Below are 17,998 nucleotides of genomic sequence, written 5' to 3'. Positions count from 1 at the left end.
AGATTTATTCTTTTGAGTAGGAAATTAACTTCATTTTTTTGCTTGTACCAAAGTTAATAATCCCTTTTCCGATGCAACTTGGAGTGGACTGGCAATAGTCAAAACTCGTATATTCAGCTGAAACCAAACCAATGTTGGGTGCATAAGTTTCTAATTCTCGCCGAAGATCTATAAGTGTAGAATCGTTTCTGAATTGTACCACAAATATGTCTTCAATATTCTCATTGCCTATTGTTAGTGATTCATTTTGTTTGGTTACTGTAACTTTTAGCGGTTCTGAGCTAGCATTACTTTGTGGAATAGTCCAGGAAGCTTTGTCATAAAGCGGAAAAAATAGCTTAGGTTTTATCTCTCCATTTTCTTCAAAAGTCAAGCGATCTGGCTTTAATGTGCCTTTTTGTATACTTCCTAACGCCCAAGTTTCTGTAGCAGTATTTCGTGTGTATCGCTGTAAAATAAAATCTGAACTAATACCGTCGCTGCTTGTGATATTGCTTATTTGCTCTTTTAGGAAATATTTTTTTTGCGTTGGCTCACCTGTTACGGTATACGTATTTTCGGTTACTTCGTAAATTCTTACTAAGCTTTCATTAAGCGGGAAATAGTCTTTTCTGGTTTCTATAGAGTCAGTTTGGCAAGCGAAAATAGTGATTACTAAACCGCAGAATCCAATGTGTCTAGCCAGATTGCGAGAGAAATAGTTTTTGAACAAAACCATATTTGATTATTTTTTTGTTTGCTCGTAAAGTTAGGATTTAAAACAATAGATATAGCACGCTCAAATGTATTTTTGTTTATATACTGCCATACTTTATGTGTAGTTTTTAAGTCATATTCGGTCTGTACATGTAGTATTTGGAGATGCTCCAAGTGATAGTTGTTAAATGCCCCTTTGCTAGTCCTTAACCTTACTTTGTCTGGCAGATTTCCTTGTATTGCCGCTCGCAAATCTCCTCGGCCATAACCATCAAAAAACTTTTTGCTAAGTGGAGTGTTTAAACTTGACTCCAGCAATTCTTTGTTTAGAAAAGGATATTTGGGTGTAACTTCATACGCTTGGTGTAGGTCATACAAGGCCTCTAGAGCTACAGCTGAAAGCGTTACGAAATTAGAATCCAGAAGCGACTTTTGGTATTTGTTTCCATCAAAGTTTAGCCTTTCACTTTGTGGTGTCACGTCATTTTTTTTTGTCGATTTTATTTTGAGTTTTTTACCAAGTGGTATTTCTTTAATTTTATCAAACCGACTTGTGATTACCTTCAAAATAGGGAATACGCCTACATTAAGTTTAAACAAGAATGTGTAGCATAACTCAAATACGGTTTTGACATTTCCATTTAAAAGATTCTTCTTTAGTTTCTTTAAAAAGGCCTGAGCCATTAATTTCTCTACCGTTAGTTTTCCTTCAATCTCTGTTTTTTGTTGGTTCTCATTTTGAATTTTTACATACTTCTTTAGTTCTTTTTTGTAAAGGCTATATTTTTTTTGTTCAAAAAGGGCATTCAAATACTCAAATCCGTAACCCACAATTGCGTCACCGCCATGTCCCGATATCATTTGCTGTACACCTAAGTCTTGGGCTTTTTCAAGGATTTTCAAAAATGTAGCACTTGGAATCACCATTTGCTCGGGCTGGAAAGTTATCTCGCAGCTTCTCTTTGCATAGTCCAAATATTCAGTTTTGAATTTTATTTCATTCAAGTTTACTTCCAATTTGGCGGCCACCCATTTGGCTATTTTGTGTTCATTTATGTTTTCTTTTCCTGGATCAAAATAAAAAGTCTCGGGCTTTTCGGTTTTTAAAATCGACACTATGCTCGAGGAGTCTAGGCCGCCGCTGAGGTGAGCTCCTAGTTTTTGCTCTGACTGTTTGAATTTGTTTATTTTGTCAAAAAATATACTCTTGAAGTTTCTCGTATCTCCAATTACTACTTCGGAGTGCTTTTGTTGCTTAATTTCATTTTCTGAAATCAAACATAAATGCCCAGGAAGCACACGAAATACATTCTCGAAAAATGTGTCGCTATCTATCGGATTATCTTCAAAATCAGCATTAAAGTATTTGGCTATTTGATTTTCGTTTATTTTTAAACCCGACCATGTAGCCACTTTTCTAAGTGAATTACTAACGAAAAGAGTTTTGTTTTTTACCGAAAAAAATAAGGGCAACGTTCCAAAAAAATCGCGGTAGAGTTTAATGGTATTCTTTTTTTTATCAAAAAATATAAATGCATAAGCAGCACTGTTTAACTCAAAATCAGGAGTGTCGGTGAGTTGAAAAGCCTCTGCTTGAATCTTAATTTTTAACTTTGGATGTATTCCGAAAAATAAAAAATCTGATGTGTGTTGTTCTAATATTTGGTCTTGGTTTGGTCCATAAGTAATAGTTTCAGAATCAATTGTTTTGTCTGAGTTTTGCTCTGAAAAAGAATGTTTTAAACTAAAATAGGCCAATTCAGTTATCTTTATTAATTCAAATTAAAACAAAAAAAGTGGACACTTTGCAGGAAAAAACAATTTTCTGTGGCTATATCTTTCTGTAGCTTCGGGCTCTATTGCTTATCTTTGTAAAAATAATTCGGATCAGGTGAAAGACTACTTAGCAGAACTAAACGAACCCCAATATCAAGCTGTAACACACGAAAACGGCCCATTGATGATTATAGCCGGTGCCGGCTCAGGTAAAACGCGTGTATTAACGTACCGAATCGCCCACTTGATGGGCCAAGGCGTAGATGCATTTAATATCTTGTCCTTGACATTTACCAATAAGGCCGCTGGCGAAATGCGTCATCGTATCGAAAAAATTATCGGTTCTGAGGCTCGCAATTTATGGATGGGTACCTTTCACTCGGTTTTTGCTAAAATATTAAGAATAGAAGGTGGAAGGCTTGGCTACACGCCAAATTTTACCATTTATGACTCTGACGACTCAAAGTCGCTTATTCGTACAATCGTAAAAGAAATGAAACTTGACGATAAAACGTATAAGCCGAATTTTATATTAAACCGGATTTCTGGAGCAAAAAACAACTTGATTTCATGGCAGGCCTATCTTGAAAATCCGATTTTCGGAGGAGAAGACGCTGCCGCTCAAATGCCCGAAATTGGCCGAATATACAGAACGTATTCTATGCGTTGTTTTTCTGCCAATGCCATGGATTTTGACGATTTGCTATTTAACACAAATATTCTTTTTAGAGATCACCTCGATGTTTTGAACAAATACCAGCACAAGTTTAAGCATGTAATGGTGGATGAGTTTCAGGATACAAACATTTCGCAGTATCTGATTACACGTAAGCTTTCGGCAGTACACCAAAATATCTGTGTGGTGGGAGATGACGCTCAAAGTATCTATGCCTTTCGTGGGGCCAATATTCAGAATATCTTGAATTTCAAAAAAGATTATCCCGAACTGAAAGTCGTGAAACTGGAACAGAACTATAGGTCTACCAAAATGATTGTAGATGCTGCCAATTCATTGATAAAGAAAAACAAAAATCAGTTCGAAAAAAATACGTTCTCAGACAATGAAGAAGGAGATAAAATAGAGGTAATAAAGGCACATTCTGACAATGAAGAAGGTCGAATTATAGCAAATAATATTTTTGAAACTAAACTCAATCAAAATCTTAAAAATCAGGATTTTGCGATTTTGTACCGAACAAACGCTCAGTCGAGGGCTTTTGAGGAAGCTTTGCGTAAACTGAACATCAAATATAGGATTATAGGTGGGCTTTCGTTTTACCAAAGGAAAGAAATCAAAGACTTGATTGCGTACCTACGTTTTACAGTAAATCAGCAAGACGAGGAGGCATTTAAAAGAATTATAAACTTGCCCAAAAGAGGAATAGGCGATACCACTGTGGCCAAAATAATAGTGACAGCTAATGAAAATAACCTCTCTATTTGGGATGTGGTGGGCGATATTCACAAGTATATGGAGGGGCGAGCTACAAACGCCATCGATACTTTTGCTACGCTCATAAAGAGTTACATGATTCTGCTTGAAGAAGACAAAGACGCTCATACTATGGCCATGCATATTGCCAAAACTTCGGGGCTTTTGCACGAACTTTACGTGGATAAAACCGTGGAAGGTATGGCCAGACACGAAAACGTTCAGGAGCTTTTGAACTCCGTAAAGCAGTTTGTCGATAACCCTGAAAACGAAGATGTGTCTTTGGGGACGTTTTTGCAGACGGTGTCATTGCTAACCAATGCCGACCAAGACGAAGACGGCGACCCTGATAAAGTAACCATGATGACTATTCACGGAGCTAAAGGTCTTGAGTTTAACCATGTATTTGTGGTGGGTATGGAAGAGAACCTTTTCCCTTCACAAATGATGCTCAAAAATCGGGATGACTTAGAGGAAGAGCGTAGGCTTTTTTATGTGGCCATTACCCGTGCTGAGAAAAAACTTACCTTGAGTTATGCCGAACAACGCTACAATTGGGGTAAACTGACGTTTTGCGAAAAGAGCCGTTTTATAGATGAAATTGACGCTAAGTTTTTGAAGTCTGACGAACGAGTAGGTATCACTACAGCCTCTACTTCTTATGACCTAACATCAAGAAACCCGCCACCACAAGTGAAGCCGGCCTTCAAAAAGCCTGAGATACCGGTTAGGCCCGGCAATACGCGTTCGCAAGTGATATCTCATCTTAAACCTGTGAACCAAGCGAAGCCTGCACCCGCTCATGTAGCTACCCAGGATTTTAAACCATCTGACACTTCTAACCTCAAAGCAGGTGACAAAGTGGAACACCCAAAGTTTGGCTTTGGCGATGTCAAAAAAGTGGAGGCTCAAGGTAATACTTCAAAAGCCATTATACACTTTAAAAGCGAAGGTGAAAAGACGCTGTTGCTAAGTTTCGCTAAACTTCGGATTGTGGAATAGTTAATTTTGGACACATGTGGCTCTTGGATTACATTTCTAAGACCTGAAATTTCTTTTTTGCTGTAGTCTGAGATATATTTAATAAATTATTGATGCCCTGATTTCAGTGATATCGTTTGACTTTTTAGTGAAAATTAGATCTAAACATCCTTCCCCAGTTGAAGTGTAAATTTGTGCATCTGAAAATTCCTGTAAGTATAAATGATAACATTCTGGTTTATTTTTCTTTCTCAAGGTATAATTATTAGATTTTAAATAATTTTCAATTTTTGGATAGAGCTGATTAAAGCTAAGCTTACTTTCGTATAAGATTTCATAACCTGCACTAATATTTGGAGAATCACCTCCAATATGATTGTAAATAGGTTCTTTAGTATAGTTATACACCGGAAAGTTCGAAATGGTATTATCATCCATGATTAAGTACCATTTCAAAGATCCTTTTTTTACATCATAATGGTCAATAACTCCCATTTGAAAATAAGCATTAATGCTTAGAAAAAATGATATTATCAAAAACAAAAAAGACCAAAAAAAAGAAAATATAAAGTCAAAACTTAGGTTAGGGAATTTCCAAGGTCTTTTAAATAGGCTTTTAATAATTTTAAATAGAACTCGAATGGAAATCAGTGCTATAAAGTAAAGAGTCGAAACAATGATAAAAAAAGATATAAAATACATCGTAACTTAATCTTTCAGCTGTCTCAAATACAGCTGAATCGTATTTTCTAGTCCATAGTAAAGAGCATCGCAGATTAAGGCGTGACCGATAGAAACCTCAAGTAAACCTGGTATGTTTTTGTGGAAATATGCCAAGTTTTCTAAACTCAAGTCGTGGCCCGCGTTTATGCCTAATCCTACTTTTTGAGCCATTTCGGCTGCTGCCACAAATGCCGAGATTGCCTTTTCGGGGCTTTCTGTATAGTCTTTTGCGTACGCTTCTGTGTAAAGTTCTATTCTGTCGGTACCTGTCTCGGCGGCGGCTTCTACCATCTCGGGGTTGGCATCCACAAAAATAGAAACCCTAATTCCTTCTGATCTGTAAATATTTACCAACTCTTTTAACTTGGCTTTGTGGGTGATGGTATCCCAGCCTGCGTTAGAAGTCAGTGCTCCTAAAGTATCTGGCACTAAGGTAACTTGTTCAGGTTTTACGGCCAAAACTACTTCTTGAAAACGCCCTTCTGTGGGGTTTCCTTCTATGTTATATTCGTTTTTAACTATTTTTTTTAAATCAAAAACATCTTGATACTTTATGTGACGCTCGTCAGGCCTAGGGTGAATAGTGATACCCTGAGCTCCGAAAATTTCGCAATCGATAGCGGTTTGCACAAGGTTTGGCATGTTTCCGCCTCTCGAATTTCTTAAAGTGGCGATTTTATTGATATTGACCGATAATTTTGTCATTTTTGTATTTTAGAATATATCTCCAAAATTATCATTTTTTTTCGGAGCAAAGGTCTAGAATTATTATTTTAAACTGAAAAAAACATAAAAATGTCATTAAAATCTAAGATAGATGCAGATATTAAAGCTGCGATGTTAGCACGTGACCAAGTAAAACTTTTGGCACTTAGAGATATCAAAAAAGGTATATTAATAGAAGAGACCAAAGCGGGTGGTTCAGGAGAACTTTCGGAAGAGGAAGGAATGAAGATTTTGCAAAAAGCTGTAAAACAAAGGAAAGATTCAGCGGAGATTTTTAAAACGCAAAACAGACCTGATTTGCTTGAAAAAGAACTTGCTGAAATCGCGATTATTGAAGTTTATCTTCCGGCGGCTATGTCAGCAGAAGAACTTGAAACGGTCATTTCTGGCATTATCACTAAAGTAGGAGCCAAAGGTCCTGCAGATATGGGCAAAGTGATGGGTATGGCCTCAAAAGAAGTAGCTGGAAAAGCAGAAGGTAGAGCAGTTAGCGAAATGGTGAAGTCACTTTTAGCCAAATTGTAAATTGGCAATAATAGACCTCATATTATTAGTTCCTATACTTATGGGAGCGTTTAATGGCTACCGCAAGGGCTTGTTGATGGAAATCATCGGCATATCGGCTTTTGTGGTAGCCATTGTCATTGGCTTCAAATTTTTGAGCCTTGGCACCGAATTACTCTCTTCTTTTATCAGCAACGATACCTTGAAAGGTATTTCGCCATACATGAGTTTTTTGGTGATAATTTTCCTCACAATTTTTATGATTAGAAAAGTCGGTTGGCTAATGCGTAAAGCCCTCCGAATGACGTTTTTGGGTACTTTAGACGGAGCCTTGGGAGCACTTTTAGGCGGTTTTACGGTCATGTTTGTGATGAGCGTATTTATTTGGCTGCTTTCTAAAACACCCATTACTTTTCCCGAAAGCTGGATGAAAGAAAATCATTTTTACGCCTACGTGGAGGTTTTTGCTCCTAGTGTAATTTCCAAAATATTAGATTGGCTGCCATTTGGTGGTAACTGGGTAGAATACCTCGACCTCATCAAAGAAAAGTTTGAATATGCCAAGCCTCTTTTAAACGATCAATAAACGTAATTACGTATTATTTGATTTTCCCGTTCAAAAAATTGAAAACGGGCTTTGCTTTTGTATCTAAAACATAAGCAATACCCAAGATTAAACTATACCCCAAAATAGGGTAGAGGAGCTTCGAGAAGCCATTTTCGGGTAAGAAAATAGGGAATAAAACACTGAAACCCATGTATAATAATGGGTGATAGAGGTAGCTGAATAGCGAATATTTCTGTCCAAATTTTGTGAAGAAATTAGTGTCTATATCTATCGATAGGCTTACTAAAAATGCCCCAATGGCGATAATGCTAATTCCGATACTTTGTTCATGAACCAAGTCAAGTAAAGGCATAACCCATTTGAATAATTTGACTTCGAGTATCAAAAAGACAATTCCGCCAATGAGCGTTAACCATCCTGCGGTTTTTATATGGTCTATGGTTTTTATTTTACAAACCCTCATTCCGATATATATAAAGGGTATGGCTTGCATGAATCTATAGACTTCGAAGCTATAATCTTTTTGGAACAAGAAATCGTAATTGTCTGATAGGAAAAGGCCACCTAACAATAGTATAGAAAGATATGGAAGTATAAATTGGAGTTTAACTTCGTGCAAATACCAAATGGTTATAAAGGCTAAAATCATGGCTCCGATATACCAAAGATGAAAGTATGCACCCACTAAAACATGCGGTATCTGAAATTCGTAGTTGCCTCTGATTGTATCTATTATGCCATAAATAAGCGAAGAAACCAGTAAAATAGAAATAAGTGAGATGACGTTTTTTTGAATCACATCAAATGTGAAATGCTCTGACTTTTCTAGTTTTTTTTGTAAAAAATAACCACTGCAAAGAAAGAAAAAAGGCACCGCCCAGCGAGCAGAAAGTTTTGCGTAAACGCCTAATGTGTCTTCAAGTGGACCATAGTTGGTATGTAGAATCAGAATAAAAAATGCGGCAATGAATCGAAATAAGTCTACACCGTTTAGTCTTTGCATCAATCAGTTTTGAATATTAAATGGGGTTTCTGCTGTAAAATTACACAAAATGTTAGTCAAAGAGCAGAAAAAACTTGGACTAATTTTTAAGCCAGTCCAAGTATAAACGCATATTACTTGCCAATAGGGCTAAAGTCGCAGGCTATATCGCCCACCACAAACTGCAATCCGTCAAGCAAAAAAGCCAGTAGGCGAGGGTCATCGTAGCTTTGGGCATTGTGACTCGGCGATGAATAAAACACACGGCCTTTTCCATGTTTTCTTATCCACGACACATATCGAATGGCGTCTCCATCTTTTTCTTTTATGCCTTCTATTTCAGAAGCATTAAAGTATAGTAAGGGCTTAAAATTCTTTGAATCGTATGCATTATTAAACAAATAAGGTTCGTCTATATGCACAAATGTTTTCCCTTCAAAGGCCCTAACCAAAGGATGGCTTTCATCTACCATTCTCAGGGTAATTTCTTGTTGTTTTGGGTGATAAAAGAAATTCCCACCCGCCATTTCTCCAAAAGCCAAAGACTTATTTTGCATCACTATGCCGCCATGCAGGAGCATCAAGCCGCCTCCTTTTTTTACATAATTCAATAAGTTTTGTTCCAATACTTTTGCTTCTTTTTTAGCCAAAAGACTGTCGTTCGGATATTTTACCTTAAGCACATCCCAAAATATGTCACGTTTATCGCCGATGCTACAGGTGTTGTTTAAAATTACCGCATCATATTGAGCCAATGATTTCTTTTCAAAAGCAGCGATATCTTTGGTTACCGTTACTTCAAAATCACCAGTTTGCGTGGCCATGGTTTGCATTATGGCTTCTGTGTGGGGAATCACCCAGTGTTTAAATCCCGTATGCAACGAAAAGATTAAAATTTTGTGTTTTTTTGAACTCGGAAAATGCGTTTTTTGTGGAGCAGTTTTGGCTATTTTTTGAAGCCAATCTGCCGAGAAAGGGATTTCGGGTTGACCTTGTGAAATGGCCAAAAATGGCAATAATAAGAGTAAGAATAAAAAGGAAAAGTTCTTTTTCATGCGTGTATGAGGGTTGAATATTAATAATTACTCAATTTACTTTAAAACCTCGAAAAAGAGATATTAATTTTTTATCAAAATTTTGAAAAATAGTAAATGGGTAAATGTTTTAAAAACACGGCACAAAGTCTTAAATTTGAAAGAGGTAAAATTTGGAATCATTTAATTAATTAATAAAAAAAGAAATTATGAAATTTAGCAGAATGGCCAGTGCAAACTGGAAAGGAACAGGTAAAAACGGAATGGGAACTGTAAGTACGCAAAGTACAGTTTTGGATAATACACAATATTCATTTAAAACAAGATTTGAGGATGGCGTAGGTACCAATCCTGAGGAATTAATAGGTGCAGCTCATGCGGGTTGTTTCACTATGCAGTTGAGTTTTTTATTAAACGAAGCGGGCTTTGTGGCTACTAATTTGGACACCAAAGCAAAGGTAAATTTTGAAGACGGAGCCATTCCTTCTATCGAATTAATACTAACAGGTACAATTCCAAATATCACGATTGATGAGTTTGAAGAAATTGCCAACAATGCGAAAGAGATTTGCCCTATATCGAAATTAATGAAGGCTACAGTTATTTTGACCGTTAGTTTAGCTTAAGTTTTTTGTAGGAAATAATATAGAGGATGTACTTTTTGATAGGTGCATCTTTTTTTTATTCTCCAAAATAGTTATAAAAAAAGCCTTGAAAGTTTTCACTGTCAAGGCTTTAAGAAGTTTTAAGATTAGAGATTAGTCGTCTCTTCTTCCTAAAAATATCATTACATAGTACATTAAGTTGGCGATTGCCGCTAAAGCTCCTACCACGTAAGTCATGGCTGCCCACTTAAGTGCGTCTTTTGCCATAGCGTGTTCACGTTGGTTCACTATATTTCTCGTTTCCATCCATTTTAGAGCACGGTTACTTGCGTCAAATTCTACCGGCAAGGTAATGGTAGCAAAAGCAGCGATGGCCGCATTGGCTGCTATTAAAACTATCAGTAGGATGTTGCCAATTGCACTTCCTTGCGAAAGCATATAAATACCACCAAACATTAAAAACATGTTTAGCATCCCCATCATTTTAGAGGCTACATTTACCGCTGGCACCATGGCCGATCGCATACGTAAAGCTGCATAAGCAGTGGCATGCTGAACTGCGTGGCCACACTCGTGAGCCGCAACAGCTGCGGCTGCTGCACTTCTACCGTGATACACGTCAGTGCTCAGGTTTACAGTTTTGTTTGCGGGATTGTAGTGGTCGGTCAGTTGTCCTTCCACGTGGGTGATTTTTACATCATATATATTGTTGTCGTGCAACATTTTTTCTGCTATTTCAGCCCCTGAAAGTCCGTTGGCCAATCCGATTTTAGAATATTCGGCAAATTTGCTTTTTAGTCTGCTTGAAACAAACATTCCGATTAGCATAAACGCAATTCCGATTACAAATATCATTTTTCTTGTGATTTAAATTTTATGTTCCAAATTAAACAAAACTTTAGACTAAAAACAACGAAATAGGTTACAGGGTTCTGTAGGAAGTTTTTTTTGGGATAAATGGTGTTGGGATTTTACGACTGGATAAAAATAGTGTTGAGATGTGTATTTAACCTAAAAGAGTGATGAACTTTTACATTCACCACTCTTTTTAGTTGTTTTATTATAGAAAGATTTTTTACATCTCTTTCATTTCATTTACCACTTTGGTGATGGTCTGTTTAGCATCACCAAATAGCATCAGACAGTTCGGATAGCCGAATAGTTCGTTTTCTACACCTGCATATCCTTTCCCCATACTTCGCTTACTCACGATAACCGTACGGGCTTTGTCGGCATTAAGTATCGGCATACCAAAAATCGGACTCTGTGGATTAGTGCGAGCCGCAGGGTTAACTACGTCATTGGCACCTACCACAAACACAAGATCAGTGTTTGAGAAATCGTCGTTTATATCGTCCATTTCTATAAGTTTGTCGTACGAAATGTTTGCTTCTGCTAACAACACATTCATGTGACCTGGCATACGGCCAGCCACAGGGTGAATCGCAAATCTGAAGTCGATATTACGCTTTTCGCATTGCTCAGAAAGTTCTCTGATAACGTGCTGAGCCTGAGCAACCGCCATACCGTAACCCGGCACCACAATAACCGAAGTAGCTGAATCAAATAGCATTGCAGCTTCTTCGACCCCAACTTCTTTTACCGTTATTTCTGGGCCATCAGCAGCGGCAGCAGAAGCAGTTTGACCGAAGCCTCCTAAAAGTACATTGACAAGCGAGCGGTTCATGGCTTTACACATAATCTGTGTTAAGATTATTCCTGAAGCACCTACCAAAGCACCTGCTACTATCAATACGTTGTTATTCAACACAAAACCTGTGGTACATGCCGCCATACCTGAGTATGAGTTTAGCAATGAAATTACTACGGGCATGTCTGCTCCTCCAATCGGAATAACGGTCAAAATACCCAATAGCAAAGAAACTGCAACCAGAATTAAGATAAAAATTGGGTCAGCTTGGTTCATGATAGAAACCACCGTTAAGCCAATAGCTGCAATTAGCAACAGAAGGTTTACCATATGCTGTCCACCAAACATAATTGGCTTTCCAGATATTTTTCCTCCAAGTTTTAGATAAGCTACAATAGAACCCGTGAACGTAATGCCGCCAATAAAAATGGATAAAGCAACACTCACTGCTGTTATAGCGTCTACATTTATAGCTTGTTCTTGAGTTTTTAACCAATAGTCAGAAAGAGCAACAGCTACTGAAGCTAAACCTCCAAAACCGTTAAAAAGTGCTACCATTTCAGGTATTTCGGTCATTTCTACTTTGTAAGCAAAATACAAACCGATGGCAGAACCCACTACCATACATCCCAAAATGTCTACAAGCGTGATGGCTTGAACCTGCACCACCGTTGCCAAAATGGCAATTAACATACCTACCGAAGAAACCAAGTTTCCTTTTCTTGCTTCTTTGGTTTTGTTCATCATTTTTATACCTGCTATAAAAAGAATCGAGGCCACCAAATAGGCGATTTGTATATAAATATTCATAATTTATTTCTTTTTAAACATTTTCAACATCCTGTCAGTCACAGCGTAGCCACCAGCTACGTTTATAGCGGCCAATATTAAAGCCAACATGCCCAGCCATTTGCTTAGTTGCGTATATCCAAGTTCGTTTGTTGCCAATATCGCCCCCACAATCGTGATGCCTGAGATTGCATTTGAACCCGACATAAGCGGCGTGTGCAAGGTAGGTGGAACTTTAGCAATAAGTTCAAAACCCAAATAGCTGGCCAAAACCAACACATATAATAGTATGATTAATCCTTCTGCATTCATGATTTATTTGTTTAAGATGGTTTTTGTAAATTCATGTACCAATGCTCCCTGATGCGTGATTAAAGATCCCTTGGTGATTTCTTCTTCCATTTCCCATTTAAAGCCTTCTTTGTCAGCCAAGTGAAACAATAAAGTGCTGATATTGGTCGCATAAAGTTGACTCGCATTTACGGGCAACAAGGCAGGCAAATTAGACTCTCCAATGATGGTAACGCCGTGTTTTACTACCGTTTTGTTTATTTCCGAAACCGCACAGTTTCCACCAGACTCTACGGCCATGTCTACTATAACTGAACCCGCTTTCATAGATTTAACCATGTCTTCACTTACTAAAACTGGAGCTTTTTTGCCAATTACGAGAGCTGTGGTAATTACCAAGTCTGCGTCTTTAATTTTAGCTTCTACTAGTTCTTTTTGTTTTTGTAAAAATTCGGCAGATACCTCTTTGGCATATCCTCCTTCTACTTTTACACCTTCTACGCCTTCTACAGTCAAAAACCTTCCGCCCAATGACTCCACTTGTTCTTTGGTTTCGGGTCTAACGTCAGTTACTTCTACCACTGCACCCAAACGCTTTGCGGTAGCTACAGCTTGCAAACCTGCTACTCCAGCACCAAATATCAAAACCCTTGTAGGAGTGATGGTTCCGGCTGCGGTCATCATTAATGGAAATATTTTTCCCAAAGCATTTGCTCCTAATATGACGGTTTTGTAACCGGCTAGGTTGGCTTGTGAACTTAGGGCATCCATTTTTTGTGCTCGAGAGATTCTCGGAACAGCATCCATAGAAAATGCCGAGATTTTCTTAGCATTAAGGGCATCGATAACCGAAGGAATGGTATACGCATACATAAACGAAATACAGATACTGCCCTCTTTGAGTCCAGCAACTTCTTCTTCCGTAAATGAATTTACTTTTAAAACCACATCGCTTTGGCTTGCTTCGGCTTTCGAACACACCTGTGCACCGGCCGCTTGGAAATCAGCGTCTGAAATAGCCGCTAAGTCTCCCGCTCCTGTTTCCACACAGACTTCGAATCCTTTTTTTATGACCTGTTTTACCACATCTGGCGTTAGTGCCACGCGGGTTTCATGTCCTTTTGTTTCTTTTAGTACTCCAATCTTCATAATATAGTAGAATAAAGTGGTTTGTTTATTTCGGCAAAAATATAAATATTGCGTATAAATAGTATCCTGTTGCTGAAATATTATCAATATTAGGAAAAATTATACTAGATTCTTTTGTCAATCACTCAAAATACCAAATTTTATGAAATTTAAACTGCTCGTTTTTCTAGTTTTATTAAGTAATCTGACTTTTAGCCAGTTTGATATCAAATGGTCCGCTAAACAAAAAGCTTTTTATGAAATTCAAGAAAACAAAATTTTAAAAACAGATTTATCTAGTGGACAGAACTTAGATTGGTTCACCGGATTTTTGGATAAAAAACTTGAAATAAAAGATTTCGTACTTTCTGAAAACGAAGACATGGCTTTGGTCTACACCAATAGCAAAAAAGTTTGGCGTTATGAAACCCGAGGCGACTATTGGTTTTTTGATACCAAAACCAAGGCTTTGAAACAAATCGGAATTGGTCTACCTGCTTCGTCATTAATGTTTGCCAAGTTTTCTCCTGATGGACAGCACGTGGCATACGTTAGTGAGCATAATGTGTACGTGGAGCAACTTTCTTCTGGGAAAATAAAAAAGCTAACGGATAATTCTAAAAACAAAAGAATAATAAACGGAACCTTTGACTGGGTGTATGAAGAAGAATTTGACTGTAGAGACGGCTTCAGATGGAGTCCGGACAGCAAATGCATTGCGTTTTGGCAGATAGATGCGAGTACCATCCGCGATTTTATGATGATAAACAATACCGATTCTATTTATTCATACAATGTGCCTGTTGAGTACCCAAAAGTAGGGCAAGCACCTTCGGGAGCTAAAATTGGCGTGGTAGATATCAAATCTGGAAAGAATACTTGGATGCAGATTCCGGGAGAGACTACACAAAACTATTTGCCAAGAATGGATTGGAATGGCTCAAAACTAATTGTTCAACAACTAAACCGTAGGCAAAACCATTCTAAGGTATATGAGGTTGATCCCAAGTCGGCACAAGCCAAAGTAATTTTAGAGGAAAAAAATACGACTTGGGTAGATGTAAATACCAAGTGGGACGAAGAGAAGCCGTCGGGATGGTTATTGCAAGAAAATGGTTTCATGTGGATATCGGAGAAAGATGGCTACAGACATATATTTAAAGAAGAAAATGGAAAAGAAACCTTAATTACAAAAGGAAACTTTGATGTGATGGAACCCGCTGGTATAGATAAGGAGCGTGGGATTTTATATTTTTACGCTTCGCCAGAAAACGCCACTCAAAAATACTTATATAGTGTAAATATCTCTGAAAATGAGGATGCTAAGCGTGTAACACCAATGAACCAACCGGGTACGCATATGTACAATATTTCGAAAGACGGGAAGTTTGCATTTCATATTTATTCAAGCCATGACCAAAGGTATGTATATGAGTTTTTGAACTTAGAAACAGGAAAAGCCATGGGGAAAGATATTACCTCTCAGCTCAAAAAAGAAGAAGGACAAGACTTGAGTTTCTTCACTATTAAACTAGATGACGGCACCAGCTTAGACGCTTGGATGGTGAAGCCTGCTAATTTTGACCCAAATAAAAAATATCCGATCGTGATGAGTGTGTATGGTGAACCTGCAGCACAAACCGTGGTAGATAGATGGGGAACGGGAATGAATAGACTTTATGATGGAAATATGGCCGCGGATGGCTATATCTATGCTTCGATAGATAATAGGGGCACCCCAGCACCAAAAGGGGCGGCTTGGAGAAAAGCGATTTACAAAAACATAGGACAGCTAAACATCCAAGACCAAGCCAATGGCCTTAAAAAAATGATGGAGATGTTTCCTTTTATAGATGCTTCTCGCGTGGCTGTGCACGGTTGGAGTGGTGGAGGTTCTAGTACGTGTAATTTGTTATTTCAGTATCCAAACCTTTACCAAACGGGCATCGCAGTAGCGGCAGTTGCTAATCAGTTGACGTACGATAATATCTATCAGGAGCGTTATATGGGCCTAATAGACGAAGGCGACAAAGAGTTTTTTGTGAAAGGATCACCTGTGACACATGCCAAAAATCTGAAAGGTAATTTACTTTACATTCACGGAACTGGTGATGATAATGTACACTACCAAAATGCTGAGATGCTAATAAATGAACTGATCAAAAATAAAAAACAATTTAGCATGATGGCCTATCCAAATCGCACGCATAGCATAAACGAAGGCGAAGGCACAATCGAACACCTTAGGGGTTTGTTTACCAAATACTTAAAAGAAAACTGTGCCGCAGGAGCAAGATAAAACAGATAAAAAATAATTTCAAAAAAGCAGAGCTCATCACTGAGCTTCTGCTTTTTTTGTGGTATGCTTTTGTAAATTTTTGGTTATTGCATGTTGAAGGTTTTTTCTCTGCGACTTAAAAAGTCCCGTTACGTTAATGTTTAGGGTTATTTCGAGTTTTTTTTCTCTGCTACTAGCAAAGTCACAAGACAATTTAACGTATCACGATTTTGTAAATCGTGGTTAGCAATTACAGAGAAGCTATACTTTTCTTTGCGACTTAAAAAGTCGCATTACGTTATTGTTTAGGGTTATTTCGAGTTTTTTCATGCGACTTGCAAAGTCATAAAACAGTTTAACGTATCACGATTTGTAAATCGTGGTTTATTGTAACTTGAAAGTTGTTTTTCTCTGCGACTTGAAAAGTCGCGTTACGTTATTGTTTAGGGTTATTTTGTGTTTTTTTTCTCTGTTAATAGCAAAGTCACAAGACAATTTAACGTATCACGATTTTGTAAATCGTGGTTAGCAATAAAGAGAAGCCATTTTTTTTATGCGACTTGAAAAGTCGCGTTACGTTATTGTTTAGGGTTGTTTTAAGGATTTTCATGCGACTTGCAAAGTTGTAAAACAATTTAACGTATCACGATTTTGTAAATCGTGGTTAGCAATAAAGAGAAGCCATATTTTTCTCTGCGACTTGAAAAGTCGCGTTAGGTTATTGTTTTGAAGGTTGCTTTTCTATGCGACTTGAAAAGTCGCGTTACGTTTTAGTTTTGTCGAAATGTCGTTTTTCCTTATTTTTTCATTATCACTTCATTCGTATTAAAACCTGCCACACATCCTAGTCCATTTTTTATGTTGGTATATACTGGAGCGGGCTCTGAGAATGGGTTATTTTCTGCTTGAAAAAAATCAAAAAGCGAAATCTGATACTCATAAAACTCTTTGCTGATGTTTAAAAGCTGAAGCTTTATGGTTTTATTGGCATTTTTTGCTGGTTTAGATTTGAATACCTCATTGTTTGAGATTGCGAGGGTTGGATATTGAGTTAATGTTGCATTCGATATTTTAAAATCATTTCCGTCGGCATTTTTATCCGTGTAGTATTGGCCTCTACTAGCTCCATATGTGTTATTTGTTGCCAAATACGTGTATTTAACTTTTTCTACATACTCCACTTTAACTTTATTTTCTACATATGTTGAAATCGGATCAATGCTTAAATAGCTTAGTTCTCCATTTATTTTGTAATAGTTATTTTCATTTGGCACATCTTTCCACGAAAAATCTATTTGAAAACTTAAAATACTATCTTTCCCATAAAAACTATCTCTGATATCTAACTTTTCAGAAAGCACCAAGTTTTTTATATCTACTTTTTTAATTGGAATTGTGGTAGTTCCAGAAACTTCTAATCCTTCGCTACGAGCAGTAATAGTGTATGTTTTTCCAGCAATAATTGGGAACTTTAGTGCCGAAATTTTATAAAAACTTAGGTTGTCATCAAATTTCAAAACTTCGGTTTTTACTCCGTCTGAAATATATACTTCTGCGTTTTTTACGATGTCTGTAAATCGCAAATAAAAAGTTGAGTCTCCATTTGGCAGTTTAATTTTGGTGGTATCTAGTTTTTGGGATTCAAATAGTGGCACAGACTTGTTTAAACTCACAAAAATAACAGTGTCTTGCGGACTAATGAAACTCGTCAAGACCAGCTTTTCTTTGAGCTCTGGAAATCTCAATAAAGGCAGGTCGTCTACCAAAGTTTCACATGATATAAGGCTATAAGTGAGAGCTATAAGTGCGAGTGTTTTAACTGAAGTTTTCATCT

General features: G+C 37.4%; 16 protein-coding genes. 5 read left to right on the top strand and 11 right to left on the bottom strand.

What is annotated here, in order from left to right:
- Positions 1-4: 4 nt before the first annotated feature.
- Complete coding sequence (locus ACFOOI_RS08255) at positions 5-718, bottom strand: hypothetical protein (protein ID WP_379836929.1); 714 nt, start codon at positions 716-718, stop codon at positions 5-7.
- On the bottom strand, positions 655-2,454 hold the full coding sequence (locus tag ACFOOI_RS08250) for an asparagine synthase-related protein (protein WP_379836927.1): 1,800 nt from the start codon (positions 2,452-2,454) through the stop codon (positions 655-657). The genes ACFOOI_RS08255 and ACFOOI_RS08250 overlap by 64 nt, the downstream gene beginning before the upstream one ends.
- Before the next feature lie 133 nt (positions 2,455-2,587).
- On the opposite strand from ACFOOI_RS08250, the gene ACFOOI_RS08245 reads away from it, so the two are divergent.
- Positions 2,588-4,906, top strand: a complete 2,319-nt coding sequence (locus ACFOOI_RS08245; RefSeq protein ID WP_379836925.1) for an ATP-dependent helicase — start codon at positions 2,588-2,590, stop codon at positions 4,904-4,906.
- A gap of 78 nt (positions 4,907-4,984) precedes the next feature.
- Here the strand turns inward: ACFOOI_RS08245 and ACFOOI_RS08240 are convergent, their stop codons facing one another.
- On the bottom strand, positions 4,985-5,380 hold the full coding sequence (locus ACFOOI_RS08240; RefSeq protein ID WP_379836923.1) for a hypothetical protein: 396 nt from the start codon (positions 5,378-5,380) through the stop codon (positions 4,985-4,987).
- A 213-nt stretch (positions 5,381-5,593) separates the two neighbouring features.
- Positions 5,594-6,313: a pyridoxine 5'-phosphate synthase gene (locus tag ACFOOI_RS08235; protein WP_379836921.1), complete on the bottom strand. Its 720-nt coding sequence runs from the start codon at positions 6,311-6,313 to the stop codon at positions 5,594-5,596.
- Positions 6,314-6,403: 90 nt separating this feature from the next.
- Here ACFOOI_RS08235 and ACFOOI_RS08230 point away from each other — a divergent pair, with 90 nt between their 5' ends.
- Complete coding sequence (locus ACFOOI_RS08230; protein ID WP_379836919.1) at positions 6,404-6,859, top strand: GatB/YqeY domain-containing protein; 456 nt, start codon at positions 6,404-6,406, stop codon at positions 6,857-6,859.
- 1 nt (position 6,860) lies between these two features.
- The gene (locus ACFOOI_RS08225; protein WP_379836917.1) at positions 6,861-7,424 is read left to right on the top strand and encodes a CvpA family protein; all 564 of its coding nucleotides are present in this window, start codon (positions 6,861-6,863) and stop codon (positions 7,422-7,424) included.
- Between the two features lie 13 nt (positions 7,425-7,437).
- Here the strand turns inward: ACFOOI_RS08225 and ACFOOI_RS08220 are convergent, their stop codons facing one another.
- Positions 7,438-8,409, bottom strand: a complete 972-nt coding sequence (locus tag ACFOOI_RS08220; protein ID WP_379836915.1) for an acyltransferase family protein — start codon at positions 8,407-8,409, stop codon at positions 7,438-7,440.
- A gap of 113 nt (positions 8,410-8,522) precedes the next feature.
- On the bottom strand, positions 8,523-9,443 hold the full coding sequence (locus ACFOOI_RS08215) for a ThuA domain-containing protein (RefSeq protein WP_379836913.1): 921 nt from the start codon (positions 9,441-9,443) through the stop codon (positions 8,523-8,525).
- 188 nt (positions 9,444-9,631) lie between these two features.
- On the opposite strand from ACFOOI_RS08215, the gene ACFOOI_RS08210 reads away from it, so the two are divergent.
- Complete coding sequence (locus ACFOOI_RS08210; protein WP_379836911.1) at positions 9,632-10,048, top strand: OsmC family protein; 417 nt, start codon at positions 9,632-9,634, stop codon at positions 10,046-10,048.
- A gap of 132 nt (positions 10,049-10,180) precedes the next feature.
- On the opposite strand, the gene ACFOOI_RS08205 is transcribed toward ACFOOI_RS08210, so the two are convergent.
- From ACFOOI_RS08205 to ACFOOI_RS08190, 4 genes are all read right to left on the bottom strand, one after another.
- Positions 10,181-10,882: a zinc metallopeptidase gene (locus tag ACFOOI_RS08205; protein WP_379836909.1), complete on the bottom strand. Its 702-nt coding sequence runs from the start codon at positions 10,880-10,882 to the stop codon at positions 10,181-10,183.
- A gap of 220 nt (positions 10,883-11,102) precedes the next feature.
- Entirely contained in the window at positions 11,103-12,488 is a 1,386-nt protein-coding gene (locus ACFOOI_RS08200) for an NAD(P)(+) transhydrogenase (Re/Si-specific) subunit beta (protein WP_379836907.1), read from the bottom strand.
- Positions 12,489-12,491: 3 nt separating this feature from the next.
- The gene (locus ACFOOI_RS08195; RefSeq protein WP_379836905.1) at positions 12,492-12,779 is read right to left on the bottom strand and encodes an NAD(P) transhydrogenase subunit alpha; all 288 of its coding nucleotides are present in this window, start codon (positions 12,777-12,779) and stop codon (positions 12,492-12,494) included.
- A gap of 3 nt (positions 12,780-12,782) precedes the next feature.
- A complete protein-coding gene (locus ACFOOI_RS08190) occupies positions 12,783-13,907 on the bottom strand; it encodes a Re/Si-specific NAD(P)(+) transhydrogenase subunit alpha (RefSeq protein ID WP_379836903.1) in 1,125 nt (374 codons plus the stop codon).
- Positions 13,908-14,049: 142 nt separating this feature from the next.
- Here ACFOOI_RS08190 and ACFOOI_RS08185 point away from each other — a divergent pair, with 142 nt between their 5' ends.
- The gene (locus ACFOOI_RS08185) at positions 14,050-16,185 is read left to right on the top strand and encodes a S9 family peptidase (protein WP_379836901.1); all 2,136 of its coding nucleotides are present in this window, start codon (positions 14,050-14,052) and stop codon (positions 16,183-16,185) included.
- 776 nt (positions 16,186-16,961) lie between these two features.
- Here the strand turns inward: ACFOOI_RS08185 and ACFOOI_RS08180 are convergent.
- Positions 16,962-17,996 carry a DUF4249 domain-containing protein gene (locus ACFOOI_RS08180; protein ID WP_379836899.1) on the bottom strand — a complete coding sequence of 345 codons (1,035 nt, stop codon included), beginning with the start codon at positions 17,994-17,996 and terminating at the stop codon, positions 16,962-16,964.
- Positions 17,997-17,998 lie beyond the last annotated feature (2 nt).

This window comes from Lacihabitans lacunae, from assembly GCF_042649125.1.
Classification (GTDB): domain Bacteria; phylum Bacteroidota; class Bacteroidia; order Cytophagales; family Spirosomataceae; genus Leadbetterella; species Leadbetterella lacunae.
The sequence above is the reverse complement of the archived record's forward strand: the minus strand, read 5'-3'. Positions and strand labels throughout refer to the sequence as shown.